This window comes from Streptomyces sp. NPDC058239, assembly GCF_042882185.1.
In the GTDB taxonomy this organism is placed as follows: Bacteria; Actinomycetota; Actinomycetes; order Streptomycetales; family Streptomycetaceae; genus Streptomyces.
The window spans coordinates 414,187-437,871 of record NZ_JBHVWS010000002.1 but is presented as its reverse complement, the minus strand read 5'-3'; the positions used below and the strand labels follow the sequence as shown (position 1 = coordinate 437,871).

General features: G+C 71.5%; 21 protein-coding genes and 1 tRNA gene. 12 read left to right on the top strand and 10 right to left on the bottom strand.

Annotated elements, in window-relative coordinates:
* Positions 1 to 68 precede the first annotated feature (68 nt).
* The 3 genes from ACFVYE_RS04545 to allB form a co-directional block, all read right to left on the bottom strand.
* On the bottom strand, positions 69 to 398 hold the full coding sequence (locus tag ACFVYE_RS04545; protein ID WP_114247492.1) for a putative quinol monooxygenase: 330 nt from the start codon (positions 396 to 398) through the stop codon (positions 69 to 71).
* Positions 399 to 503: 105 nt separating this feature from the next.
* Positions 504 to 1,619: an allantoicase gene (gene alc, locus ACFVYE_RS04540; protein ID WP_389604031.1), complete on the bottom strand. Its 1,116-nt coding sequence runs from the start codon at positions 1,617 to 1,619 to the stop codon at positions 504 to 506.
* A gap of 2 nt (positions 1,620 to 1,621) precedes the next feature.
* Positions 1,622 to 2,965 (bottom strand): allantoinase AllB, encoded by a 1,344-nt coding sequence (allB, locus tag ACFVYE_RS04535; protein WP_389604029.1) that lies wholly within the window; start codon positions 2,963 to 2,965, stop codon positions 1,622 to 1,624.
* A 341-nt stretch (positions 2,966 to 3,306) separates the two neighbouring features.
* Between allB and ACFVYE_RS04530 the strand changes: the two genes are divergently transcribed.
* Complete coding sequence (locus ACFVYE_RS04530; RefSeq protein WP_383979290.1) at positions 3,307 to 4,107, top strand: IclR family transcriptional regulator; 801 nt, start codon at positions 3,307 to 3,309, stop codon at positions 4,105 to 4,107.
* A 37-nt stretch (positions 4,108 to 4,144) separates the two neighbouring features.
* On the opposite strand, the gene ACFVYE_RS04525 is transcribed toward ACFVYE_RS04530, so the two are convergent.
* Positions 4,145 to 4,825, bottom strand: coding sequence for an ABC transporter ATP-binding protein (locus tag ACFVYE_RS04525; RefSeq protein ID WP_389604027.1), 681 nt, complete (start codon positions 4,823 to 4,825; stop codon positions 4,145 to 4,147).
* Positions 4,822 to 5,916 (bottom strand): ABC transporter permease, encoded by a 1,095-nt coding sequence (locus ACFVYE_RS04520; protein WP_383976785.1) that lies wholly within the window; start codon positions 5,914 to 5,916, stop codon positions 4,822 to 4,824. The genes ACFVYE_RS04525 and ACFVYE_RS04520 overlap by 4 nt, the downstream gene beginning before the upstream one ends.
* Positions 5,917 to 6,026: 110 nt before the next feature.
* On the opposite strand from ACFVYE_RS04520, the gene ACFVYE_RS04515 reads away from it, so the two are divergent.
* Complete coding sequence (locus tag ACFVYE_RS04515; protein WP_383976783.1) at positions 6,027 to 7,244, top strand: sensor histidine kinase; 1,218 nt, start codon at positions 6,027 to 6,029, stop codon at positions 7,242 to 7,244.
* Positions 7,241 to 7,873, top strand: coding sequence for a response regulator (locus ACFVYE_RS04510; RefSeq protein ID WP_383976782.1), 633 nt, complete (start codon positions 7,241 to 7,243; stop codon positions 7,871 to 7,873). The genes ACFVYE_RS04515 and ACFVYE_RS04510 overlap by 4 nt, the downstream gene beginning before the upstream one ends.
* Before the next feature lie 17 nt (positions 7,874 to 7,890).
* On the opposite strand, the gene ACFVYE_RS04505 is transcribed toward ACFVYE_RS04510, so the two are convergent.
* Positions 7,891 to 8,193, bottom strand: a complete 303-nt coding sequence (locus ACFVYE_RS04505) for a DUF5955 family protein (RefSeq protein ID WP_266356559.1) — start codon at positions 8,191 to 8,193, stop codon at positions 7,891 to 7,893.
* 249 nt (positions 8,194 to 8,442) lie between these two features.
* On the opposite strand from ACFVYE_RS04505, the gene ACFVYE_RS04500 reads away from it, so the two are divergent.
* Both ACFVYE_RS04500 and aceB read left to right on the top strand, forming a co-directional pair.
* Positions 8,443 to 9,048 (top strand): NTP transferase domain-containing protein, encoded by a 606-nt coding sequence (locus ACFVYE_RS04500; RefSeq protein WP_383976780.1) that lies wholly within the window; start codon positions 8,443 to 8,445, stop codon positions 9,046 to 9,048.
* Between the two features lie 234 nt (positions 9,049 to 9,282).
* On the top strand, positions 9,283 to 10,902 hold the full coding sequence (gene aceB, locus ACFVYE_RS04495) for a malate synthase A (protein WP_389604023.1): 1,620 nt from the start codon (positions 9,283 to 9,285) through the stop codon (positions 10,900 to 10,902).
* 108 nt (positions 10,903 to 11,010) lie between these two features.
* Here aceB and ACFVYE_RS04490 read toward each other — a convergent pair whose 3' ends face one another.
* A complete protein-coding gene (locus ACFVYE_RS04490) occupies positions 11,011 to 11,484 on the bottom strand; it encodes an ATP-binding protein (protein ID WP_383976776.1) in 474 nt (157 codons plus the stop codon).
* 118 nt (positions 11,485 to 11,602) lie between these two features.
* On the opposite strand from ACFVYE_RS04490, the gene ACFVYE_RS04485 reads away from it, so the two are divergent.
* Together ACFVYE_RS04485 and ACFVYE_RS04480 are read left to right on the top strand one after the other, a co-directional pair.
* Positions 11,603 to 12,463, top strand: a complete 861-nt coding sequence (locus ACFVYE_RS04485; RefSeq protein WP_383976775.1) for a helix-turn-helix domain-containing protein — start codon at positions 11,603 to 11,605, stop codon at positions 12,461 to 12,463.
* A complete protein-coding gene (locus ACFVYE_RS04480; RefSeq protein ID WP_383976773.1) occupies positions 12,460 to 12,666 on the top strand; it encodes a DUF397 domain-containing protein in 207 nt (68 codons plus the stop codon). Before ACFVYE_RS04485 ends, ACFVYE_RS04480 begins: the two co-directional genes overlap by 4 nt.
* Positions 12,667 to 12,905: 239 nt before the next feature.
* Here ACFVYE_RS04480 and ACFVYE_RS04475 read toward each other — a convergent pair whose 3' ends face one another.
* Together ACFVYE_RS04475 and ACFVYE_RS04470 are read right to left on the bottom strand one after the other, a co-directional pair.
* Entirely contained in the window at positions 12,906 to 14,096 is a 1,191-nt protein-coding gene (locus ACFVYE_RS04475) for a hypothetical protein (RefSeq protein WP_383976772.1), read from the bottom strand.
* A 321-nt stretch (positions 14,097 to 14,417) separates the two neighbouring features.
* Positions 14,418 to 16,706 carry a glycosyl hydrolase family 18 protein gene (locus ACFVYE_RS04470; RefSeq protein WP_389604020.1) on the bottom strand — a complete coding sequence of 763 codons (2,289 nt, stop codon included), beginning with the start codon at positions 16,704 to 16,706 and terminating at the stop codon, positions 14,418 to 14,420.
* A 245-nt stretch (positions 16,707 to 16,951) separates the two neighbouring features.
* Between ACFVYE_RS04470 and ACFVYE_RS04465 the strand changes: the two genes are divergently transcribed.
* The 5 genes from ACFVYE_RS04465 (at position 16,952) to ACFVYE_RS04445 (ending at position 22,568) form a co-directional block, all read left to right on the top strand.
* Positions 16,952 to 17,024: transfer RNA gene (locus tag ACFVYE_RS04465), tRNA-Arg, on the top strand.
* 109 nt (positions 17,025 to 17,133) lie between these two features.
* Positions 17,134 to 18,270 (top strand): gala protein, encoded by a 1,137-nt coding sequence (locus ACFVYE_RS04460; RefSeq protein ID WP_389604018.1) that lies wholly within the window; start codon positions 17,134 to 17,136, stop codon positions 18,268 to 18,270.
* Complete coding sequence (locus ACFVYE_RS04455; RefSeq protein WP_389604016.1) at positions 18,267 to 20,030, top strand: ankyrin repeat domain-containing protein; 1,764 nt, start codon at positions 18,267 to 18,269, stop codon at positions 20,028 to 20,030. Before ACFVYE_RS04460 ends, ACFVYE_RS04455 begins: the two co-directional genes overlap by 4 nt.
* 32 nt (positions 20,031 to 20,062) lie before the next feature.
* Complete coding sequence (locus tag ACFVYE_RS04450) at positions 20,063 to 21,355, top strand: sigma 54-interacting transcriptional regulator (protein ID WP_389604014.1); 1,293 nt, start codon at positions 20,063 to 20,065, stop codon at positions 21,353 to 21,355.
* A gap of 13 nt (positions 21,356 to 21,368) precedes the next feature.
* Positions 21,369 to 22,568, top strand: a complete 1,200-nt coding sequence (locus ACFVYE_RS04445) for a VWA-like domain-containing protein (protein WP_383974425.1) — start codon at positions 21,369 to 21,371, stop codon at positions 22,566 to 22,568.
* A 63-nt stretch (positions 22,569 to 22,631) separates the two neighbouring features.
* Here ACFVYE_RS04445 and ACFVYE_RS04440 read toward each other — a convergent pair whose 3' ends face one another.
* Positions 22,632 to 23,624, bottom strand: coding sequence for a fibronectin type III domain-containing protein (locus ACFVYE_RS04440; RefSeq protein ID WP_383974422.1), 993 nt, complete (start codon positions 23,622 to 23,624; stop codon positions 22,632 to 22,634).
* Positions 23,625 to 23,685 lie beyond the last annotated feature (61 nt).

The following is a 23,685-nucleotide window of genomic DNA, read 5'->3' as shown; positions in this document are numbered from 1 at the left end:
CAGGGCTGACCCTGGCCGCCGGCGGCACCCTGCCCGCACCCCCCGCCCCCCCCCCCCCCACGTCCGGATCACCGCGAGCGCGGGGTGAGCTCCGCCATCCGGGACCAACCCTCGCCCGGCACCTCGACGTTGATGATCTCCGGAGTCTGGGCAACGAGATCCGCCATCGTGTCCATCGCCGCGGCGAAGTGCTGCGACTTCACATGGGCCTCCCCGGCCTCGGGGGAGGCGAAGGCCTCCAGCAGGACGAACTGGTCCGGGTTCTCGACGCTGTACGACCACTCGAAGAACACATTGCCGGGCTCCTTCCGGGTGGCAAGGGTGAAGTCCTCGACGGCCGGGAGCCAGTTGTCGCGGTCGGCGCTGTGGACGGTGAATTTGACGGCGATGAAGATCATGCCCCTACGATCCCATATGCCTTGGATGTGGACCGATCGGGCACACCCGGATGGAGCCGGACGGGCTGGTACCGGCCCGTCCGGCTCCCGGTTGAGCCGAAGACCCTAACCGCCGAGCTCGCGGTGGCGCGCGGCCAGTCGTGCGGTGCCCTCCTTGGTCGGTGAGCCGAACAGCCGCAGCCGGGAAATGCCGCCGTCGGGGAAGATGTCGATCCGGATGTGCGTGGCGCGCACCGCCTCCGGCAGGACGAAGCGGTGGTTCGTGTCGGGCTGCAGCCGGGTCCGGGGCAGCACCTCGGTCCACTCGCCGCTCTTCCCGTCGCGTGCGGAAAGGCTCGCCCAGCCTGCCGAGTTGCCCTTCAGATACGCGGTGTCGATCTCCACGGCGCGGATCTCCGCCTGCTCGACGAGCCGGTAGCGGATCCAGTCGTTTCCCCTGTCGCGTCGGCGGCGGGTCTCCCAGCCGTCGTCCATCTTGCGGGACCTGCCCGGCTGGATGGTGTTGGTGGCCGGGGAGTAGAAGCGGTCGGAGGCGTCCTCGACCATGCCGCCGTTCTCCAGGGCGACCAGATCAAAGGTGCCGAGGGCGGCCAGCCAGGCGGGGTCGGGGGCGACCTCGCCGTACACCCGGAGTCGGGCGATCCCGCCGTCGGGGTGCTGGTTGACCCGCAGATGGGTGACACGTTGCTCGGCCGCGACGACGAAGCCATTGGCCGCGTGTCCGCCAACGGCTGTACGCGGTACGAGCGTTGTCCACTTCACGCCGGGCGCGAGGAGTTCCCCGGGCGACGGGGAGCCGGCGACGCAGGCCGCTTCGACGGAGACGGCCTGCGGGTAGTTGCCGCGGAAGTGGCCGGTGTCGACGATGATGCCGCGTACGACTCCGGGCGCGCCGAGCCGTACGAGTGCCCAGTCGTGGTCCTCGTCCGTGGGGTGCGGCCGGTCGGCGCTCGCGCCGCGTCGGCGGCGGGTCTCCCAGCCGTCCATGACCTTGCCCTTGTGGCCGAAGCGCTCGGGATCGAACTCGGCGGGCTCCGGCTTCAACAGATTCTCGCGCTCGGCGAAGAACTCGTCGTTGGCGGCGATCACTCCCGCGCCGAGCCGCCGGTCGGCGAGGTCGACGAGGTCGGTGAAGGGGAAGTCGGCGGTGCGGTAGTCGGCGTACGGATCGCCGCCGCCGTACGGATTCGCGTCGCCGGTGAAGCGGGCTGTCGCCGTCATGGTCAGTGGTTCCTTTCGAGAAGGCGTCCGGTGGGTCCGGCGACGGTGCCGTCCGCCGCGATCCTTGCGCCGCGCAGCCAGGTCGATCTCACGACGCCGTGCAGGGTCCTGCCCGCGTAGGCGGTGACCTGGTTGCGGTGGAAGAGTTCGGCGGGGTCGACGGTGAAGGTCTCTTCCGGGGCGAGGACGGCGAAGTCGGCGTCGCGGCCGGCCTCGATGGCGCCCTTGCGGGTGAGCCCGGCCAGCTCCGCGGGGGCGGCCGACATCCAGCGGACGACGTCGTCGAGCGAGTGTCCGCGCCTGCGGGCCTCGGTCCAGATGGCGGGGAGCCCCAGTTGGAGAGAGGAGATGCCGCCCCAGGCGGAGGCGAAGTCCGGCGTCTTGAGGTCGGTGGTGCACGGCGAGTGGTCGGAGACGATGCAGTCGATCGTCCCGTCGGCCAGCCCGTCCCACAGCGCGTCCTGGTTGGCGGCCTCCCGGATCGGCGGGCAGCATTTGAACTCCGTCGCGCCGTCCGGGACTTCCTCGGCGGTGAGGGTGAGGAAGTGCGGACAGGACTCGACGGTGATCCGTACGCCCTCGCGCTTGGCGGCGGCGATCATCGGCAGCGCGTCGCTGGAGGAGAGATGGAGCACGTGAACCCGGGCGTTCAGCCGCCTGGCGTGCGCGATGAGCCCCTCGATCGCGGTGTTCTCGGCGTCTCGGGGCCGGGAGGCGAGGAAGTCGGCATACGCGGGCCCGCTGCGCTGCGGTGCGGAGGCCAGATGGCGCGGGTCCTCGGCGTGCACGATCAGCAGGCCGCCGAAGCCGGCGATCTCGGTCATGGACCTGGCCAGCTGCTCCTGGTCGAGCTCCGGGAACTCGTCGACGCCGGAGGGCGAGAGGAAGCACTTGAAGCCGAACACCCCGGCCTCGTGCAGCGGGCGCAGGTCCTTGACGTTGGACGGGATCGCTCCGCCCCAGAATCCGGTGTCGATGTGCGCCTTGGGGGCGGCCACCTGCTGCTTGGTGCGCAGATGGCCGACGGTCGTGGTCGGCGGGAGGGAGTTGAGCGGCATGTCGAGCAGGGTGGTGATGCCGCCCGCCGCCGCGGCGCGGGTGGCGGTGAAGAAGCCTTCCCACTCGGTGCGGCCGGGGTCGTTCACATGGACATGGGTGTCGACGAGTCCGGGCAGCAGGACGTCGTCGCCGAAGTCCTCCGACCGGGCCCCGGCCGGCACCTCCGTGTCGTACGGCAGGACGGCGTCGATTCTCCCGTCGGCGACGGCGACCGCCGCGGGGCGCGTCCCGTCCGGGGTGACGACGCGCGTCGAGCGCAGTACCAGATTCACGTCCGCACCGGACACCCGTGCTCCTCACTTCGGACTTTCGGCCACTGGCAAATTCAACGAACTGTTGAAGGAGTCTTCACTCGGGATTCGGGCCCGTCAAGACCCCACTTTCCCCGCCGGGCGGCCGGTGGGCCACCCGCGCCCACGACTGGAGATTTCCACAAAGTAAAAGACCGATTTCGGAGAGCGGAACGTAGCATGGGACCAGTGCGGCGCCGCAGAACTGCCCCGCCGACTGCAGACACCAGGACAAACAGGCTCTGACCGGCCAGGACGCCGCCCCCGCAGCAGTGGGCCGATCGGGAACCGCCCGGTAGGCTGCTGCCTTGCTCTTCCGCCTCGAAAGGACCGTTGACGTGCCGCCGTCCCACGCCAGCACATCCGACTCCAAGCCCGCCGCTTCCAGCGGTGGTGTGCAGTCCCTTGAGCGCGCCTTCGATCTGCTGGAGCGGATGGCGGACGCGGGGGGCGAGGTCGGGCTCAGTGAACTCTCCGCGAGCAGCGGACTCCCGCTGCCGACCATTCACCGGCTGATGCGCACGCTGGTGATCTGCGGATATGTGCGCCAGCAGCCGAACCGGCGCTATGCGCTCGGCCCGCGTCTGATCCGGCTCGGCGAGTCCGCGTCCCGGCTGCTCGGCACCTGGGCCCGCCCGTATCTCGCGCGTCTGGTCGAGGAGACCGGCGAGACCGCGAACATGGCGCTGCTCGACGGCGACGAGATCGTGTACGTGGCGCAGGTGCCGTCCAAGCACTCGATGCGCATGTTCACCGAGGTGGGCCGTCGGGTGCTCCCCCACTCCACGGGGGTCGGCAAGGCGCTGCTGGCAAATACGCCCCCGGAGGAGGTACGGGCACTGCTCGCGCGTACCGGAATGCCGGCCGCCACCGAGAAGACGATCACCACTCCTGACGGCTTCCTCGACGCACTGGAACAGGTCCGCAGGGTCGGCTACGCGGTCGACGACAACGAGCAGGAGATCGGGGTGCGCTGTCTGGCGGTCTCCGTACCCGACTCCCCCACCTCGGCCGCGATTTCGATCTCGGGTCCGGCGGGCCGGGTGACGGAGGCGGCGACGGAGCGGATCGTGCCGATCCTGCAGCAGGCCGCGAAGGAACTCTCCGACGCGCTGGCCAGCAGCGGTTCCACCGGCTGAGGCGTCATGGGGGGAGCCGGGCTCCCCCCATGACGCCTCAGGTCGGTACGGCCGCCGTCAGACGTCCGTCGTCCATCGTGACGGTGCGGTCCACCCGGTCCAGATGGGCCCGGTCGTGCGTGACCATCACGGTCGCCGTCGACCGCTCCGTCGTCAGCGTGACCAGCAGGTCGAGCACTGCCGCACCCCGCTCGTGGTCGAGTGCGCTGGTCGGTTCGTCGACGAGCAGCACCGCCGGGTCGTTCATCAGGGCCCGGGCGATGTTGATCCGCTGACGCTGTCCGCCCGACAGCTGATGGGGCCTGCGGCCGGCCTTGTCCGCGAGGCCGACCGCGTCCAGCAGCTCCAGCGCCCGGCCGCGGGCTCCGCGTACGGCGCCGCCCGACAGATGGGTCATCACCTGGAGCTGTTCGGCCGCGGTGAGGGACGGCAGCAGGTTGGGCTGCTGGAAGACGATGCCGATGCGTTCGCGGCGCAGCGCCGCCTTTTCCGCACGGCCGAGGCCCGCCGTGTCCGTACCGGCGACGACGACCCGTCCCCCGTCCGGGGTGACCAGGGTCGCGGCCACCGCCAGAAGGCTGGACTTGCCGGAGCCGGACGGTCCGACGACCGCGGTGAGCGAACCGGCGGGCACATCCAGCGAGACCCGGTCCAGGGCGGTGAGCCGGCCGTCGCCGTCGGGGTAGGTGAGGGTGACATCGGCGAGGGTGAGGGTCATCGGGCACTCCCGAGTGCGGTGAGCGGGTCGACGGCGGTGATCCGCCGGATGGACAGGGCCGCCCCGACGGCGCCGAGGGTGATCATGACTGCTGCCGGGACCAGGACGGTCGCCGCGTCGAGGACGAACGGCACGGTCCCGCCGCTGACCACCGCGCCGATGCCCGAGGCGAGTGCGGTGCCCACCCCCGTACCGATGGCGAGCATCACGACGGCCTGCCCGAGCGCGTCGCGCAGCAGATACGGGGTGGAGGCGCCGAGCGCCTTGAGGACGGCGACATCGCCGCTGCGCTGGATCGTCCAGACGGTGAAGAAGGCGCCGATGACCAGGGCGGAGATGGCGAAGAGGAAGCCGCGCATCAGCTGGAGCGAGCCGTTCTCGGCCTGGTAGGAGCCGATGGCGGTGAGGGAGTCCCCGAGGGAGAGCGTGCTGGTGCCCGCCGCTCTGTCGCCCGCGGAGAGGTCCGCGCCGTCGGTGGTGGTCAGCGCGATCACCGTGGCGTGCTGCGCCCCGCCGGAGCCGTCGGCCCCCAGGCGCTGCCAGTCGTCGAGCGAGGTCCACACGACCGGCGTATGACTGTACGAGGCATCTGTCGTGACCGCTGCCACGGTCACCTCGCTGCCGCCGAGCCGCAGCCGTTCTCCGGCCCCGGCCCCCAGGTCGTCGGCGGCCTGCTCGGACAGCACCACCTTCCCGGTGCCGACGCGCGCACCGCCGACGGGCGCCAGGCCCCCGTCCGGCTCGACGCCGAAGGCCGAGACGGCGGCCGTGCGCTCCCCCTCGACTGCTGCGGCGTTGAGGGTGCGGATACCGAGCGGCTCCGCGTCACTCACACCGGGCTGCTCGGCCCAGCTCCGCCAGGCGCTCTCCTCGACGGTCGAATTCGTGAAGGACACCGACTGGCCGTCGGGCGGGGCGGCGAACGCGAGGTGGTCTGCGTTCAGCCCCGTGACGGCCGAGGTGTTCTCCCGGGCCAGACCGGCCGTGAGACCGGACAGCAGGCCCACGAGCAGCGTGATCAGCACCACGACCGTGCCCATGAGCGCGAACCGGCCCTTGGCGAACCGGAGATCTCTCCATGCGACGAACATGCTTCCAGCCTCGGCACTCGGGCCCCCGTAAACATCGCCCGGCGGTGGGGCCTGACATCAACCTTTCGATTGACCGGCCGCGGGGACCGTCCGTCTACGCTGGAGGAATCATGGATTCCCGTGCCGATCCCCCGGTCGCCGCCGCGCTGCGGCTGTGTCTGCACGCGCTGCTGGTGGGGCTGCTCGCGCTCGCGGCCCTACGGGCCCTGGGTGACGGGACACCGCATGCCACGGCCGTCGTCGTGGTCACCTGTGTGATGGCCGCCGTGTACGCGGCGGGCGCGCTCGCCCCCGCCGTGCAGCCGCGCGGCCGAGCGGCCGCCGTGTGGCTGGCGCTGCTGGGCGGCGTCTGGCTGCTGCTGCTCGTCCTGTCGCCCGACGCCCTGTGGGTGGCGTTCCCGCTCTACTTCCTGCAGCTGCATCTGCTGCCGACGCGCTGGGCCCTGCCGGCCGTCGCGGCGACCGCGGCCGCCGCCATCGCGAGCTTCGTGCTGCACGGCCAGGCCGTCACGCCCGGCGCCTTCATCGGTCCGCTGCTCGGCGCGGCGGTCGCGGTCGCGACGGTCCTCGGGTACGACGCGCTGTTCCGGGAGAGCGAACGGCGCCGCGAGCTCATCGAGGAGCTGATGGCGACCCGGGCGGAGCTGGCCGAGGCGGAACGTACGGCGGGCACGCTCGCCGAACGTGAGCGGCTGGCCCGCGAGATCCACGACACCCTGGCGCAGGGCCTGTCCAGCATCCAGCTGCTGCTGCGCGCCGCCGAACGCACCCTGTCCGCCGACGCTCCCGCCACCGCCCACGTCCGCCGGGCCCGCGAGGCCGCGCAGGACAATCTCGCCGAGGCCCGCCGCTTCGTCCGCGCCCTGTCGCCGCCCGACCTGGAGAACGGCTCCCTGGCGGCCGCCCTGGAACGCCTTGCGTCCCGCACCACGGGCCCCGGCCTCACGGTGCAGTTCGCGGTCAGCGGCCCCCCGGTGGAGCTGCCGACCCCGTACGAGGTGGCGCTGCTGCGTACCGCCCAGTCGGCGCTGGCCAACACGGTGCAGCACGCCGGGGCGCGGCGTGCGGAGATCACTCTCAGCTTCATGGACACCTCGGTGTCGCTGGACGTCGTCGACGACGGCCGCGGTTTCGCCCCGGGGAGCGGGCCGGTCGCGGCGGACACCGACACCGGCGGCTTCGGCCTGCCCGCGATGCGCTCCCGGGCCCGTTCGCTGGGCGGCACGCTGAGTGTCGAGTCGGCGCCCGACCAGGGCACGGCGGTCGCCCTCACCCTTCCGCTTCCCGTTCCGCTCCCCGACGGCCGGCCAGGACAGGACGCCGCATGACCACCCCCATCAGACTGCTGCTCGCCGACGACCACCCGGTGGTACGGGCGGGACTGCGGGCCGTGCTCGACGCCGAACCCGACTTCTGCGTGGTCGCCGAGGCGGCCACCGCCGAGCGGGCCGTCGCGCTCGCCGCGACCGGCGAGTTCGACGTCGTCCTCATGGACCTGCAGTTCGGTGCGGGCATGCACGGCTCCCGGGCCACCGCGGACATCACGGCACAAGCGGGCGCGCCCCGGGTCCTGATCCTCACCACGTACGACTCGGACGCCGACATCCTGGCCGCGGTCGAGGCGGGCGCCGCCGGCTATCTGCTGAAGGACGCCCCGCCGGAGGAACTGGCGGCGGCGGTACGCACGGCGGCGGCCGGCCGGTCGGCACTGGCTCCGGCCGTCGCCCACCGGCTGATGGACCGCATGCGGACTCCGGCCGAGGCCCTGACCAAGCGTGAGCTGGAAGTGCTGCAGCTGGTCGGCGAGGGCCTGTCGAACCTGCAGATCAGCAAGCGGCTCTTTCTCAGCCAGGCGACGGTGAAGTCCCATCTGGTGCACATCTACGCCAAGCTGGGCGTGGACTCCCGCACCTCGGCGGTCGCGGCGGCGACGGCCCGTCGACTGATCCGCCGCTGATTCCCGGCCGCCGTACGTCAGCGGCGCGGCGGCTCGCCGAAGAGATCCACGGCGACGCGTACGTCCCTGAGCGCGGAGGCCAGTGCGCTGACCGAGCCGATCGCCCCCGCGATCAGCAGCAGCGAACGGCGCAGGCGCGGAATCTCGGGTGCGCCACTGACGGCCATCGCATCCAGCGCGGCCAGCTCGTCCTCGGCGATCCCCCGGTCCGGGAACTCCGCGGGATGCCCCGCCAGCTCCCGGCGGAGTCGGGAGACGGCCGTACGCAGCTCCGTCACCCTCGGATCCTCACCACTGCTGGTCACCCGCGTCTGCCCCACGCTTCGCAACAAAGCACTCCCCCTCGCACATCCTTGTGCCAGTGTTTCGACCGGGTCCCGGACCGCGGTCAAGTGTCCGGGGATGCGCGCAAGTTAACGCCATGACAGGTGCCGAGCGCCACTCCGCAGACAGAATTCGGGGTGTCCCGTAAGGGTGACGTGCAGGTGGCTCCGAGGACGGCGCCGCCCGTCCGTACCCGCCTGGGGCCCGCTTGCGCGAGGAGGGCACATCTGAGGTATCCAGTCCGCATGACTCGGACAACACAGACCCCGGTGGTCGCCGGTCTGCTGCTCGCCGCGGGCGGCGGACGGCGACTCGGCGGCCGGCCCAAGGCACTGCTCGAACACCGCGGCAGGCCGCTGGTGGAGCACGCGGTACGAGTACTGCAGGAGGGCGGCTGCGACCGCGTCCATGTGGTCCTGGGCGCCGCGGCGGAAGAGGTACGAGCACGCGCCGACCTCGCCGGCTGCGCGGTGACCGTCAACCCCGAGTGGACCGAGGGCATGGGCTCGTCCCTGCGTGCAGGGCTCGGGACGCTCTCCGGTACGGGAGCGGACGCGGCGCTCGTCCTCCTGGTCGACCAGCCGGGCATCGGCGCGGACGCGGTGGCACGGGTGCGGTCGGCGTACCGCTCCCGGACGAGTCTCGTGGCCGCCTCGTACGACGGTGAACGCGGCCATCCGGTGCTCTTCGGGGCCGACCGGTGGGCGGACATCGCGGCGGAAGCGGTGGGCGACCGGGGCGCTCGGGCGTATCTGCGGGCACACCGCGATGCGATCACGCTCGTCGAGTGTTCCGATGTGGCTCAGGCGTACGACATCGACACGGTGGAGGACCTCAAGCACCTTGAGTGAAGCCACTGGCACCCGGCGCCGGCACCGCCCCACTTCTGTCGACCCGGAGAATCTCGACATCAACAAACCATTGAACTTCCACCATGAGGAAACTACTATCCACTGGTCAGAAGCCCTCTGCACCTCAGACGGCGCTCACGGCCGTATCCCGGAGCCCTGGCACGCCGTGCCGTTTCAGGCGACCCGGCGGCCGTGAGAAGCCGCCCGCACCGCCCGCTGAAGGAGTGACAGCTCATGTCCGCACCAGCGCCGTCCCCGCTGGCCATCGTCGATGCCGAGCCCCTGCCCCGGCAGGATGAGGTCCTGACCGAAGCGGCCCTCGCGTTCGTGGCCGAGCTGCACCGGCAGTTCACGCCCCGCCGTGACGAGCTGCTCGCCCGTCGCGGCGAGCGCCGCGCCGAGATCGCCCGTACCTCCACGCTGGACTTCCTGCCCGAGACGGCGGCGATCCGCGCGGACGACTCCTGGAAGGTCGCGCCGGCCCCCGCCGCGCTGAACGACCGCCGGGTGGAGATCACCGGTCCGACCGACCGCAAGATGACCATCAACGCCCTGAACTCGGGCGCCAAGGTCTGGCTCGCCGACTTCGAGGACGCGTCCGCCCCCACATGGGAGAACGTCGTCCTCGGCCAGCTCAATCTGATCGACGCCTACACCCGCAACATCGATTTCACGGACCCCAGGTCCGGTAAGTCGTACGCCCTCAAGCCCACCGGCGAGCTCGCGACGGTCGTGACCCGCCCGCGCGGCTGGCATCTGAATGAGCGTCACCTCCAGCTCGACGGCACCCCGGTGCCGGGCGCGCTGGTCGACTTCGGCCTCTACTTCTTCCACAACGCCCAGCGCCTCATCGACCTCGGCAAGGGCCCGTACTTCTACCTCCCGAAGACGGAGTCGCACCTGGAGGCCCGCCTCTGGAACGACATCTTCGTCTTCGCCCAGGACTACGTCGGCATCCCGCAGGGCACGATCCGCGCGACCGTCCTCATCGAGACGATCACTGCCGCGTACGAGATGGAGGAGATCCTGTACGAGCTCCGCGACCACGCCTCCGGGCTGAACGCGGGCCGTTGGGACTACCTCTTCTCCATCGTCAAGAACTTCCGCGACGGCGGCGCCAAGTTCGTCCTCCCGGACCGCAACGCGGTGACGATGACCGCCCCGTTCATGCGCGCGTACACCGAACTGCTCGTCCGCACCTGCCACAAGCGCGGCGCGCACGCCATCGGTGGCATGGCCGCCTTCATCCCGTCCCGCCGCGACGCCGAGGTCAACAAGGTCGCCTTCGAGAAGGTCAAGGCCGACAAGGACCGCGAGGCCCACGACGGATTCGACGGCTCCTGGGTCGCCCACCCGGACCTGGTCCCGATCGCCATGGCCTCCTTCGACGCGGTCCTCGGCGAGAAGCCGAACCAGAAGGACCGCCTGCGCGAGGACGTCTCGGTGGCCGCGGGCGACCTGATCGCCATCGACACCCTGGACGCCAAGCCCACGTACGACGGCCTGCGCAACGCCGTCGCGGTCGGCATCCGCTACATCGAGGCCTGGCTGCGCGGCATGGGCGCCGTCGCCATCTTCAACCTCATGGAGGACGCGGCCACCGCGGAGATCTCGCGCTCGCAGATCTGGCAGTGGATCAACGCGGACGTGGTCTTCGAGAACGGCGAGCACGCCACGGCGGACCTGGCCCGCCGGGTCGCGGCCGAGGAACTCGCAGCGATCCGCGCCGAGATCGGCGACGAGGCGTTCGACGCGGGCAAGTGGCAGCAGGCCCACGACCTGCTGCTCCAGGTCTCCCTGGACCAGGACTACGCGGACTTCCTGACGCTGCCGGCGTACGAGCAGCTGGGCTGAGCCTCCGCTTCCGCACTGACGAACTCCGCCCCCGGTACCGCACAGCACCGGGGGCGGAGATGCCGGGGCGTTCCCCGATGCGACGGGCCGCCCCGCGAGGAGGCGGCCTCAGCGCGTTCCGGCGTCCAGGCCGACCTCCGCCCAGACGCACTTGCCCGGGGCTCCGGTGCGCGGCACGGCACACCAGCGGTCCGCGAGCCGCGAGACCAGGAGCAGGCCGCGCCCGGACTCCTCGTCCGCCGCCGGGCACTGCGGCACCCCGGCCGGGGGAAAGCGCTCGGTGCGCGTGTCGGTCACCTCGATCCGCAGCGTGCGCCCACCGGTCTCCGTCAGCCGCAGATGGAAGTCGCGCCCCGGCACCCGGCCGTGACGCACCGCGTTCGCGGCCAGTTCGGCCGCGATGAGGGTCATCGTCTCGTTCGGCTCCGAGACGTAGGGGTACCCCCATTCGTCCAGCCGGAGCGACACGAGCCTGCGGGCCAGCCGTGCCCCGCGCGCGGTGGCGGTGAAGCACATGGCGAACTCCCGTACCCGCACGCCTGGTTTCGCGCCTCGCACGGACGGGTCAATTGCTTCGTTCATGAGGAAAACCCTCGCGGCGCGTGCGTAGCGTTGACCAGGACGGACGCGCGGACGGCGATCGGCTGTACGCGAGTGCGGCGTGGGCTGTACACGGCACGCCGCGTGACCGGGTGCGGCGGTGCGGACGAGCACGGAGGTGTGGGACATACCGGAGCAGGAGCGGCCGGAACAGACGTACGAGCCGGGGGCGGGCATTCTGGCCTTCTTCGGACGGCAGTTGAAGCTGTTCCGGGTGGCGGCGGGTCTGGAGCGGGCGGAGTTCGGGACCATGACCGGCTACTCCGCCTCGACCGTCGCCTCCTTCGAGCAGGGTCGCCGGATTCCGCCGCCGAGGTTCATCGACCAGGTGGACGAGCTGCTGAACGCGCACGGCGTGCTGAAGGCGGCCAAGGAAGAGGTGGCCCGCGCCCAGTACCCGGCGTTCTTCCGCGACGCGGCACGCCTGGAGGCGGAGGCGGTGGAGCTGTGCGCCTACGACACCCTGGTCGTCAAAGGGCTGCTCCAGACCGAGGAGTACACACGCTCCCTGCTGGTCGAGCGGCGTCCGCTGCTGGACGAGGCGACCATCGAGCAGCGGATCGCGGCCAGGCAGGCCCGGCAGGAGATCTTCGGCCGCTGGCCGGCCCCGCTGCTCAGCTTCGTGATGGAGGAATGGGTGCTCACGCGCGGACTCGGCGGCAGTGCGGTCCGCCGGGGCCAGCTCGAACAGCTCCTGCTGATCGGCCAGAAGCGCAATGTGGAGCTCCAGGTCATGCCCGCGGACCGTGAGGACAACGCGGGAGTCGACGGCCCGTTCACCGTCATCACCCGGCAGAACGGCGACCAGATCGGTTACCTGGAGGTGCAGGGCAGGAGCACACTGATGACCGACCGGGAGGAGGTCCGCGCACTGGCGGCCCGCTATGGGATCATCCGATCGCAGGCTCTCACTCCGCGCGAGTCCCTGGCCTTCATCGAAAAGTTGCTGGGAGAGGTATGAACGTCGAAGAGACCACCGATTCCGCCACCGTGCTGCGCTGGTTCAGGAGCAGTTACAGCGGCGCCGAAGGAGGCGACTGCCTTGAAGTCGCCACCCGTCCCGGCGTCGTCCACGTCCGCGACTCCAAGGACCGCACGGGACCGGTCCTCTCCCTGACCGCGCGGGGCTGGTCCGCCTTCGTCGAGTTCGCCGCCCGGGGCTGACCGAAGGAACACGGCCGCACCACGCAGGGCGGCCTTCTGTGCGCGGCTGCACACGCCGGCGCCGCTCCACCTGCGCGGCACATGGCCCCGCACAGAGCGCAGGGACGCTGTTGGTCGATTCGGGGCCTCGCGTGACGTCGGTTCCACCTGGGGGCGCGAGGGAGAACCCTTGCTCCGCTTCAGCGGTCGTCCGAGCGCGAGGTTCGACCCGGACGAGTGAGGGACGCCCCTGTCCCTCGTCAGGAAGCCGCACGTCGGGCCCCCACCGGGGGCATGGTGTGCAGCAGCTCCAGTCGGCGCTGGACGGCTTCGACCGCCCCGGAGCGTCGGCCGGGAACGCGTCGGCGCAACGAGACCAGAGGCGGGCCGAGTTCCCGCGCCCGCTGCGGGTCGCGAAGTTCCTGCCACTGGTGGTGGGCGCGGTCCACGGCGCCTTCCACGGCGGGGTCGTCCGGGGGCTGTTGCCGGGCAAGTCGGGCGTCGGCGGCAGCCATCCACAACTCGCAGCTGCGCGCCGGATCGTCGGCCAGCCGAGCGAGGTCGGCCCGGACCTCCAGCCAGTGGGTGGCCTGCACGGAGCCCGCGCCGTAGGTACGCAGAGCCCACCCCTCCCACATGACTGCGAGCGACGCCGCCTCGCCGTGCCGCCCCGCGTGGGCGGCGGCAGAAATCGCAGGCAACGGATCCTCTACGGCCACCTCGGTGTTCTCCGAAATCGGAGCGGGCGGCGTCGGAACAGGTGCAGGCGCCTGGTGCGGCCGGCCCGGTACCTGGACGGCCGACGCCGTAGGGACGGGGACGGCTCTGTCGTCGACGGCCAGGAACAGCGCGTCGTCGGGGCCGGCCTGGGCGACGGCCTGTTCATGGAGCTGGGCGAGCGGCGGGTTCATGCCACTGCGCCAGGTGGCGGCGAGGGCCTTCAGGTAGGCCGGTTCCATGATCCGGCGGCGGGCCGGCGGCGCGGTGATCCGGCCGTATACGCGGATCCCATGGCCGAGGACGAGGCCCTCGGCACGGAGTTGCTGCCAGGCGTCAGGGGCGGCGACCATGTCGATGACGACGGTGGTGGTGCCCGGGCGGCGCAGTTTGAGTTCGCCGGCCAGCCAGTGCCAGGGCAATGCGGTGTAGCGCAGGGTGGTCGGCGTGGTCCGGGCGAGTGCGAGGTGGATCAGGCGCTGCTTGTGGTCGAGGTGGAGTTGTCCGGTGATGTAGAGGGAGAGCGGGCCGGGTGCGGCGGCCGCGGCGCGGATGCGGGTGAGGACGGTCTGCGGGTCGGTCGGGTCGGCGAGTTCGACGATGGTGGCCGCCGGCGTGCCGGTCAGGAAGCTGGGCGGGACCGCCGCGAGCGTGGACAGGACGCTGGTTGCGTCGATGAGACAGCCCTTGCCCGCCGGGGCTGCCGCGATTAACAGTGCGGTCCCGGATGCCATGCCGCCCTCCCCGTTGATCATCACAACAGCACCGTAGCCGCTGCCCGGCTTGTGAACGTAGCCAGCGGCCGACTCCTGGACGATGCCCAGTGGGAGGTGGACATCAACAACCACAAGGGCGAGATCAGGGCGATCGCTCGTCAAGCAACCGCTCGCACCCTCCAGGAACAACGCCGCTACGAACACCAGCCCGAGTATTCTCTAGCCCCCGCCTGCGTCCTTCCGGGCCTGCTTCGCCCCGCCGGTCGTTTGACCGGCGGGGCGAAGCACTGCGAAGCGGCTGATGCGGGTGCGCTCCGCGGGGCCGTACGCTCCGTGCCGTTACTTCAGCCCGGTGTCCAGCGCGTTGAGCAGGGTGCCCTGGGCCGTGTCACCGGACATCTCCCAGACCATCACCCCCAGCAGACCCTTGTTCTTCACGTACTCCGTCTTCCTGCCGATGGACCAGGTGTCGTCGAAGGACCACCACTGGTTGCCGGTCCAGCCGTACGTGGACACCGACTGTTCGTCGTGATGGATCGTCATCGCCGGGTAGGCGCCGATGAGGTTGGAGTAGCCGCGGGTGCCGGCCTCCTCCGCGAACTGGCCGGGGGCCGCGCCGCCCGCGGGCTGCCATTCACCTGCGGCTCCGCCCTCGGTGACGTTCTGCCAGCCTCGGCCGTAGAAGGGGATGCCGAGGGTCAGCTTGCGGGGCTCGACGCCCGCGTCCGTGTAGGCCCTGATGGCGGCGTCGGCGCTGAAGTGGAAGTCGTACGGGTCCTGGTCGTCGGTGTGGAGGTTGGCCTGGTGGCCGGTCCGGTTCGGCTCCCAGGAGTTGTCACTGCCTGAGCCGTGGAAGTCGTAGCCCTGGACGTTGGCCACGTCCAGGGAGTCGAAAACCTTGCTCAGGTCCCAGCCGTCGCCGATCTTCTGCGGGTCGGCGGGGGTGAAGGCGGTGAGGAGGCGGTGGCCGCCGCCGAGGGCGTCCATCTGCTTACGGAACTCGGCGAGCAGCAGGGTCAGGTTGGTCTTGTCGTCCGGTGAGTAGTGGTTGCCGGGGTGCCCGGTGCCGGTGCCCGGCCATTCCCAGTCGATGTCGAAGCCGTCGAAGATTCCGGCTGCGGTGCCGGGGCCGCCCGCACCGTTGTACTCGGGCAGGTTGCCCTTGATGTACATGTCGATGCAGGAGGAGACGAACTTCTTGCGGGAGGCGTCGGTCGCCGCCACGTCGGAGAAGTACTTCGAGTACGTCCAGCCGCCGAGCGAGACCACGATCCTCAGGTTCGGGTGGAGCTTCTTGAGCTTCTTCAACTGGTTGAAGTTGCCGCGGAGTTTTCCCCAGCCGTCGTCCGCGACGCCGTCGACGGACTGGGCGGCGCCGAACGGGCGGGCGTAGTCGGCGTCCGCGTCACCGGCGCCGGTGCCCTGCTCGGGGTCCTGCGGGTCGGCGGTGGTGCCCTTGGTGACGCCGTTCAGGCAGGTGAGGTTATTGGGGTCGATGTTGGCGAAGGCGTAGTTGACGATGTCGAGCTTGTTCGCGGCGCCGGAGTCATGGAGGTTCTTGACGAAGTACTGGCGGCCGTAGATGCCCCATTGGACGAAGTAGCCGACCTTGGCGTAGTTGCCCGCGCCGACGATGTCGTCGGTCTTCACCGTGAGCGCGTTGCCGGCCGGGGAGGCGTTGTCCGCCGCGTCACGGGCCTTGACGGTGAAGGTGTACGAGGTCGAGGGCGAGAGTCCGCCGACGGTGGCGGTGGTCGTCGTACCGGAGACCGTGGTGGCGAGTTGGCCGCCGCGGTAGATGTCGTACGCGGCGACCCGCTGGTTGTCCGTCGCGGCGGTCCAGGCCAGGGTGACGGACGAGGAGTCGGTCGCCGTGGAGTGCAGCGAGCCCGGGGCGGTGGGCGGGGAGGTGTCACTGGCCGGGTCGACGGTAGCGACGGCCAGCGGGGCGCTCTCGGCGGAGGTGTTGCCGCGGGTGTCCTTGGCCCGGACGGTGAAGGAGTAGGCGGTCGCCGGGGTCAGCCCGGTGACCGTGGCGGAGGTTGCCGCGGTGGCGGCGGCGACCACCTTGCCGCCGGCCAGGATGTCGTACGAAGCCACGGGGAAGTCGCCCGCCGTGGCCGCCGTCCAGGAAAGCGACGCGGTGCGGGCGGTGACATCGGTCTGCTTCAGTCCGCCCGGCGCGCCCGGCGGCACATCCGCGGAGCCGTCGCACTTGTCGCCGTTGATCCGGCAGCCGGTCGGCGCGGTGATCGGGCCGGTGGCCACGAACCAGAAGCTGTACGGCTCGGTGGTGCCGTGCGCGGCGACGGTACCGTTGTAATGGGCGTTGACCGCGGTGATGTGGCTGCCCTGGGTGGTGACGGTGCCGTTGTAGGAGGTGTCGATCGCCACCCCGGCCGGCAGGTCGAATTCGAGGCTCCAGCCGGTGACAGCGGTGTCGGTGTCGTTGTGCAGGATGTAAGTCCCCTTCCACCACGACCCGTTGTCGGCCGAGGTGAAGGTGGCCGTCAGCCTGCCCGCCGCGTGTGCGGGTGCGGCCTGTAAGGACAGCAGTGCGAGTAGGAGTCCGAGGACGACGACGAGGGCGGTCGACGTTCTTCTTCCGAAGGTCATGTGCCCGAACATGGTTCTCCCTTGAGGCAGGGACCGGTGAGGCGGTCCTGAGGGGGAGCGGGATTCCTTGGTGCCATGGAGCACAGGGGAAACTAAATGGTCTGGACCAACTCGTCAATAGGTACAGACCATTTGCGAGTCGGCCTCCCAGGGACCGGCGACTTCGCCCCGGTCGGAGGTGAAGTCGGGCCTCGGGCGATCAAGTGGAGGCACTGGTGTGCGAATTCGGCATCGATACGGCTAGGATCACGCGCGGCAAGGCTGTAGCGCAGAGGTCGTCGCGCCCTAGCAGCGAGCTGGAGGACGTCGGTTCGAATCCGACCGGTCTTGCCGCCTTTTTCGTGGAGGAGAGTCGATGGCCTCGGTTCGTCCCGAGCGGCCGGGAGAACGCGGTCGCCCTCTCCCGGCCGGGTGCCGACGGGGGACCTGGGGAGTAGTGATGTTGCAGCCGATGCCCGTGCGCTGTCCCGCGATCGAGCACCCGGACATACCGCTCGCCGACGCGGCCCTGCTGGACCCGCTGCTGGAGCGGCTGGAGTCGGCACATCCCGTCGAGGCCGACGAGACGTTTCCGCTCGGCACGCTGCGGGTGGACGGCCGGGTCGATCTCTGCAAGCAGGGGCTCGGTGCGGCGGGCGCGGTCCGGGTGATGCCCGCGGTCGCCCGCTCCCCGCACGCCGCGCATGTGCTGCTCGGCACCAACTCGCTGGGCGACGAAGGGGCGCGGGCCGTCGCCGACGCGCTCGGCCGGGGCGGCCACGGGCTGCGGACGGTCTACCTCGGCTGCAATCGCATCGGGGCCGACGGGGTCACCGCGCTCGCCGGTGCGCTGAGCGAGGACGAAACCGTCAGGGCGTTGTGGCTGAAGCGCAATCCTGTGGGTGACGCCGGTGTCCGGGCGCTCGTTCCGATGCTGCGCCGCAACACCGTTCTGCGCACCCTCGACCTGGTGAACACCGGGCTCACGGCCGACGGCCTCGCGGCGCTGCTCACCGTACTGAGTCAGCGGTCCCGGCCGGTCGAGCGGCTGTTCCTCGGAGGCAACGGACTCGGCGCCGAGGCGGCTCCGCTACTGGCCGCGCTCATCCGCGACGCCGGGGTACGGGAGCTGTACCTTCCGGCCAACCACCTCGGTGACGAAGGGGCCGCCGTGCTGGCGGCCGCGGCCGACCCCGCCCGTCCGGTCCGGCTCGGTCTCGGCGGAAACGGGATCGGGCCCGCCGGTGCGCGCGCCCTGGCCGATGCCCTCGACGGGATCGAGGCGCTCGACCTGGGGCGGCCGCCCTCGGAGCGCAGTCTCGGGGCCCGGTCCAATGTCACCGGTGACATCGGAGCCCATGCGCTCGCCGGAGCGTTGCGCGGCAGCCCGCTGCGGCGGCTGGAGCTGTGCCACACCGGTCTCACCGGGCGGGGCGCGAAGACCCTCCTCGCGGCCGTCGACGCCGACTCGCGTCTGGAGTACGTGGGGTTGGGGCCGGGCCTGCCGCGCAAGGTGAAGCGGTCCTTCGCGACGCGGCTGCGCCCGGACGGCGGGACCCATGCGGACCTGCGCGCGGTGAGGAGCGTCTACCGGTGAACCCGGACACGGCCGCCGGGTACTTCGCGCCGGACGAGATGGCGAGCCGACGTCAGGTCCGCCGGTACGCGGTGCCCCGGTGGATGATCGAGGAGTCGGCCGAGCGGCGGGCGGCCGGCGACTGGCAGGGCGCCTGCGCGGCGGCCCGGTTCGACGTGAAGTTCGACCTTGCCCAGGTGTCCGAACGGTACGGTCCGGACGTGGCCGGAGCGCTCGGGGCCGATCTCCGTCATCTCGTCCCCGACCTGGTGCGCTGGCATCTGCCGCGCATTCTCGGCGGCCGTTCGACGCTCGCCACCGACCAGATCGTGATCCTGGCGGGCTACGGCCGTATGCCGGACGGGCCGGGATCGACGTCGCCGTACCTGTACCTCCGTACGCTCCCGATGGTCGACGGACCGCAGCGGATCGCCCTCCGGTTCGGAACGGCCGGGAAGGGGCGCCGGTCGGCGCCCGGCGTGTTCCGTTCGGGTATCGAGGACTGGCGCACCGCCCGGTATCTGTGGGACGCGCGCCGTACCGGCGAACTGGGCGTACGGGCCGGCGGCGCGGACCGGCCGCCGTTCCTCCACGCCGACGGCACACCGCGCACCGCCGATGAACTGCCCACCGCGGACCCGGGCCCCGGGGATCCGGTGGCCCGCGCCGAGTGGCTGACGCTGCTGCACCAGAACGGCCAGGTGGCCGAGTCCCTGGCGGCGGCGGGAATCGAGTGGGATCCGACACCACCGCAGATGCCTGCGTGGTACCGGGCGACTCCCGAATCGATCGTGGCCGGGCTGGCGCTCGACGTTCCCCACGTGGGGGCGGCGGTCCGGCGGTTCGCTGAGCACAGCCCGGCGGAGCGCTTCCAGATCGGTGGGGACTGGCGGGCCAACATCCTGCTGGAGTTCACGGACCGCGGTCCGCTGCGGATGAGGATCGCCGGGCAACGGGAGGCCGACGACGCGGCCTTCGTGCCCGAGGCGGCCTGGCGCCGGCTGCCGGACCTCGATCTGCTGCGGGCCGGTGGGGTGTCTGCCGGGCAGTTGCACCCGCTCGTCGCCGGGGCCCTCTTCACCGGCCTCGGCCCGGCGGCCGGCCCGCCGGGGCCGACGCCTCCCGCACCGGTGCGGGTCAGGTGCCGCGGCGAATGGCACGAGGTCGTCTTCCGCGACGGGCGGCTCGATTCCCCGCACAGCCCGCAGGAACGACAGCGCGAGAACGCCCTGCGCGCCTTCGGCGGCGCGATCACCGGCTGCTTCGCCGTGGAGCACGCGTGCGTGTCCGGCACGGGACGGCTGCCCAAGTCCCTGCAGGCGCAGCGCCGGGAGCTCTTTCTGCGCGTCCAGCACGGGGACACCCCGGGGGTTCTGGAACTGCTGGACGCGGGGGTCGACCTCCGGGTGCGGGACGGCGGACGGCGCAGCCTGCTCCATGTGCTGCATCTGCTCGACCACGAGCTCCTGCTGCCCCGGCTCCTGGCTGCCGGTCTCGATCTGGAGGCGCAGGATCACCTGGACCGCACTCCGCTCTGCGCGGCGGTCGACGGCGGCGGTTCGCCGGACCTCGTGAAGGCGCTGATCGAGGCCGGAGCACGGATCGACGTGCTCGATCAGATGGAGCTCTCGCTGGCCCAGCTGATCAGCAAGTACCGGCGGACGGACCTCGACTTCCTCAAGGAACGGGTGGAGAAGGAACATCCGGGCATCGGGTCCGAGTCGTGGGAGGAGTGGGAGGAAGAGAGGGACGACGCGGACGAAGAGGACGAGGACGAGTGAGTACCGGAGGACGAGCGGTGGCGGGAGACGCGGTGAGCACCGCAGGACGGACGGCCGCGCGACAGATGGCGAGCACCGGGCAGAGGGTGGGCGTCGCCGTGCACGGCGCCCCCGGGGCGTCACACGCGGTTTCCTCCGCGGGCACCACTCGCGGGCCCCTGGACGCCGCCGACGATCTCAATCGCAGGCTGCGGACCTCGCGCACCGAAGCCGCCACCAATCCTCAACTGGAGGCACTGGCACTGGCGGTGACGGCCAATCAGCCGGTGCTGCTCTGGGGCGAGCCGGGCATCGGCAAGTCGGCCGGGATGGAGCAGCTCGCCGCCGGGCTCGGCCTCGGGCTGGAAACGGTCATCGCCAGTGTGCACGAACCCTCCGACTTCGCCGGTCTGCCCATCGTCGGTGACGATCCGGCCGTGACCGGGGTGCCGATGGCCCCGCCGGACTGGGCGGTCCGGCTCGCGCGCACGGGACAGGGGCTGTTGTTCTTCGACGAGTTGTCGTCCGCTCCCCCGGCCGTGCAGGCGGCACTGCTGCGCGTCGTTCTCGAACGGCGGGTGGGCAGCCTGACGTTGCCGGAGTCCGTACGCATCGTGGCGGCGGCGAATCCTCCGTCGAGTGCGGCGGACGGCTGGCATCTCAGCCCACCGCTCGCCAACCGTTTCGTGCACCTCCAGTGGACGCATGATCCGCGCACCGTCGCACGGGGCATGGCCGGTACGTGGCCCGAGGTCGCGGTCCCGGTCGTCGACGCCGCCAGGGCTGCGGGCTCGGCGGCGCGGGCCCGAGGCGCGGTCTCCGGCTTCCTGACCGCGCGCCCGGGCCTCGTCCATCACATTCCGGCCGATGCGGAGAGCCGGGGCCGGGCCTGGCCGTCCCCGCGGACCTGGGACATGGCGCTTCGGCTGCTCGCCACCGGGTACGCGACGGGCGCCGGGCGGGAGGCGGTGGCCGCCGCGCTGACCGGGGCCGTGGGGGACGGTGCGGGCATCGAGCTGCTGTCCTATCTGGAGAATCTCGATCTGCCCGACCCCGACCGCGTACTGGCGGACCCCGACGCGTTCGCCCTGCCCGAGCGCGGCGACCGGCAGCTGGCCTTCCTCATCGCGGTCGTCGCGGCCGTCCAGGGCGATCTCACCCGGCGCCGCTGGGAGGCGGGCTGGGCGGTGCTGGCGAAGGCCGTGGACGCGGGTGTGCCCGATGTGGCGGCCAGGGCGGCGGTGGACCTGGCCGCGATGCGGGACACCGACTGGCCGGTGCCGGAGGGCATCGACGCCTTCGTGGAAGTGCTGCAGCTGTCCGGCGCCCTGCCGCAGAGCGGCTGAGGCGGGCACGTCGGTGCCGGAACCGGAATCCGCCCCGGGGCGGCCCCAGTTGGACAGGACGAAGCTGCTCGCCGCCCGCTACCGGGCGGCGACCGACCGGCCCTATCTGGCCTCGGCGCTGTATGCCCTGTCGGTGGTGGCGAGCGCCGGGGTGCCGACGATGGGCGTGGACCGGCACTGGCGCTGCTATGTGTCGCCCGCCTTCGTCGATGCGACACCGGTGGCGGAGCTCGCGGCGGTGTGGGTGCACGAGGTGGCGCATCTGCTGCGCGACCACCACGGGCGGGCGGAGCGGCTGCCCGCCGCCGACCAGCGTGACCCGAACCGCGTCAATGTCGCCCAGGACTGCGAGATCAACGACGACCTCATCGCCGACGGGCTGCCTCTGCCGGCCGGCCGGATGGAGCCGCGGCTCTTCGGCCTGCCGAACGGGCAGCTCTTCGAGGCGTATCTCCCCGGTCTGCCGCCGGGCCCTCCCACGCACAACTGCGGGTCGGGCGCCCATGGACAACCGGTGCCCTGGGAACTGACCGGGGCCGACGGGCCGGCACGTCTCGGCCCGGTCGAGGCGGATGCGCTGCGGCGCCACACCGCGGAGGCCATGCGCGCTCACCGGCGCAGCCGGGGCAGCCTCCCCGCGGGCTGGGCGCGCTGGGCGGACCAGGTCCTGGAGCCCACGGTCGACTGGCGGCAGGCGCTCGCGGGCGCGGTGCGGGAGGCCGCCGCGTGGGCCGCCGGGGCGATCGACTACACCTACCGCCGCCCCTCCCGCCGCGGCGCGGCGCTCCGCGGCGTCGTCCTGCCGAGCCTGCGCCGGCCGTTGCCCCGTGTCGCCGTCGTCATCGACACCTCGGGGTCGATGGGTGATGACGAGCTGGCCTCGGCGCTGGCGGAGGTCACCGGAGTGCTGCGGGAGGTGGGCATCCGGGGCAACCGCGTCACCGTGCTGGCCTGCGACGCCGATGTGCAGAGCGTGTCCCGGGTGACGGCCACCGAGCAGATCACGCTGAGCGGGGGCGGCGGCACCGACATGCGGGTGGGCATCACCGCAGCCCTCGCGGCCCGGGACCGCCCGAACATCGTCGTCGTCCTCACCGACGGCTGTACGCCCTGGCCGGACGAGGCCCCCTCGTGCCGGCTCGTCGCGGCACTCATCGGCCCGGACGCCCCGCAGCCCCCGAGGTGGGTGGAGACCGTGCGCGTCACCTCCTGAGGCCGGCCGGGACGTCATGTCACCCACCGCACCGGCCCCGGGAACGACGGACCGTGCTTGGGCTCAGTCGCCGAGGACGACCGTGCGCTGAGCGGAGAAGTCCCCCCACTTCCCGTCAGGCAGCCTGGCGCGGATCTTCATCGAATAGCGGGTACCCCGCGGGTCGCTGACGGTGAGCCGGTAACTCGCCCGGCCTGCGGGCGGGGTGGAGCCCCACACGATCGTGGTGGTCAGCCGGCCGTCCATGAAGAGCTGGTACGCCGGGATCTCGCCGCCCGTCTCGGGCTGCTTCCAGTTCAGGTCGATGACGTACTCCTTGCCCTGGACGCGGTTGGTGATCCGCAGGTCGCCGGGGGCGGTACCGGCCGGTGCGCCCGGGGCGGACGCGGTGGTGAGATCGAGGGCGTCGCTGTCCGGCGAGGAGGTGTCGGCGGCGTCGCGGGCGCGGACGGTGAAGGTGTAGACGGTGCCGGGGCGCAGTCCGGTCAGATGCGCCGTGGTCTGTGTGCCGGGCACGCTGTGGATCCGGGAGTCCTCCTGGTAGATGTCGTACGAGGTGACGCCGACGTCGTCCGTCGATCCGCCCCAGGAGAGGTCTGCCGCTCGGCTGCCGTCCGCCGTTCCGCGCAGTTTCACCGGGCGGGTCGGCGGCTCGTGGTCGGCTGGGGTCGGGGCGGGTGTGGTGACGTTTGCGGCGGCGCTCGGCGCGGAGAGGTTCCCGGCGGCGTCGCGGGCGCGGACGGTGAAGGCGTAGACGGTCGAGGCGGTCAGTCCGTCGACGTCGATCATCACCTTGGCCGCCGGGACGGATTTGACCTTCTTGCCCTTGCGGTAGACCTCGTAGCCGGTGACCGCCTCGTTGTCGGAGGCCGGCTCCCACATGACGTGCACGGAGGTGGCGCTGCTGGCCTGTGCTGTCACATGGCCCGGTGTCGTGGGTTTCCGGGTGTCCGCCTGCGGGGTGGAGCCGCAGGCGGTGAGCGCGGCGAGGAGCAGGGCGGCGGAGCAGGCCGACGCGGCGGTTGCGTGGGGGCGTTGCACGGTCGTGCCTTCCATTCGGCGGCAATGGTCCAGACCTGTATCGCATGGTGTGAGGGTCGCCGACAAGAGGGTGGAG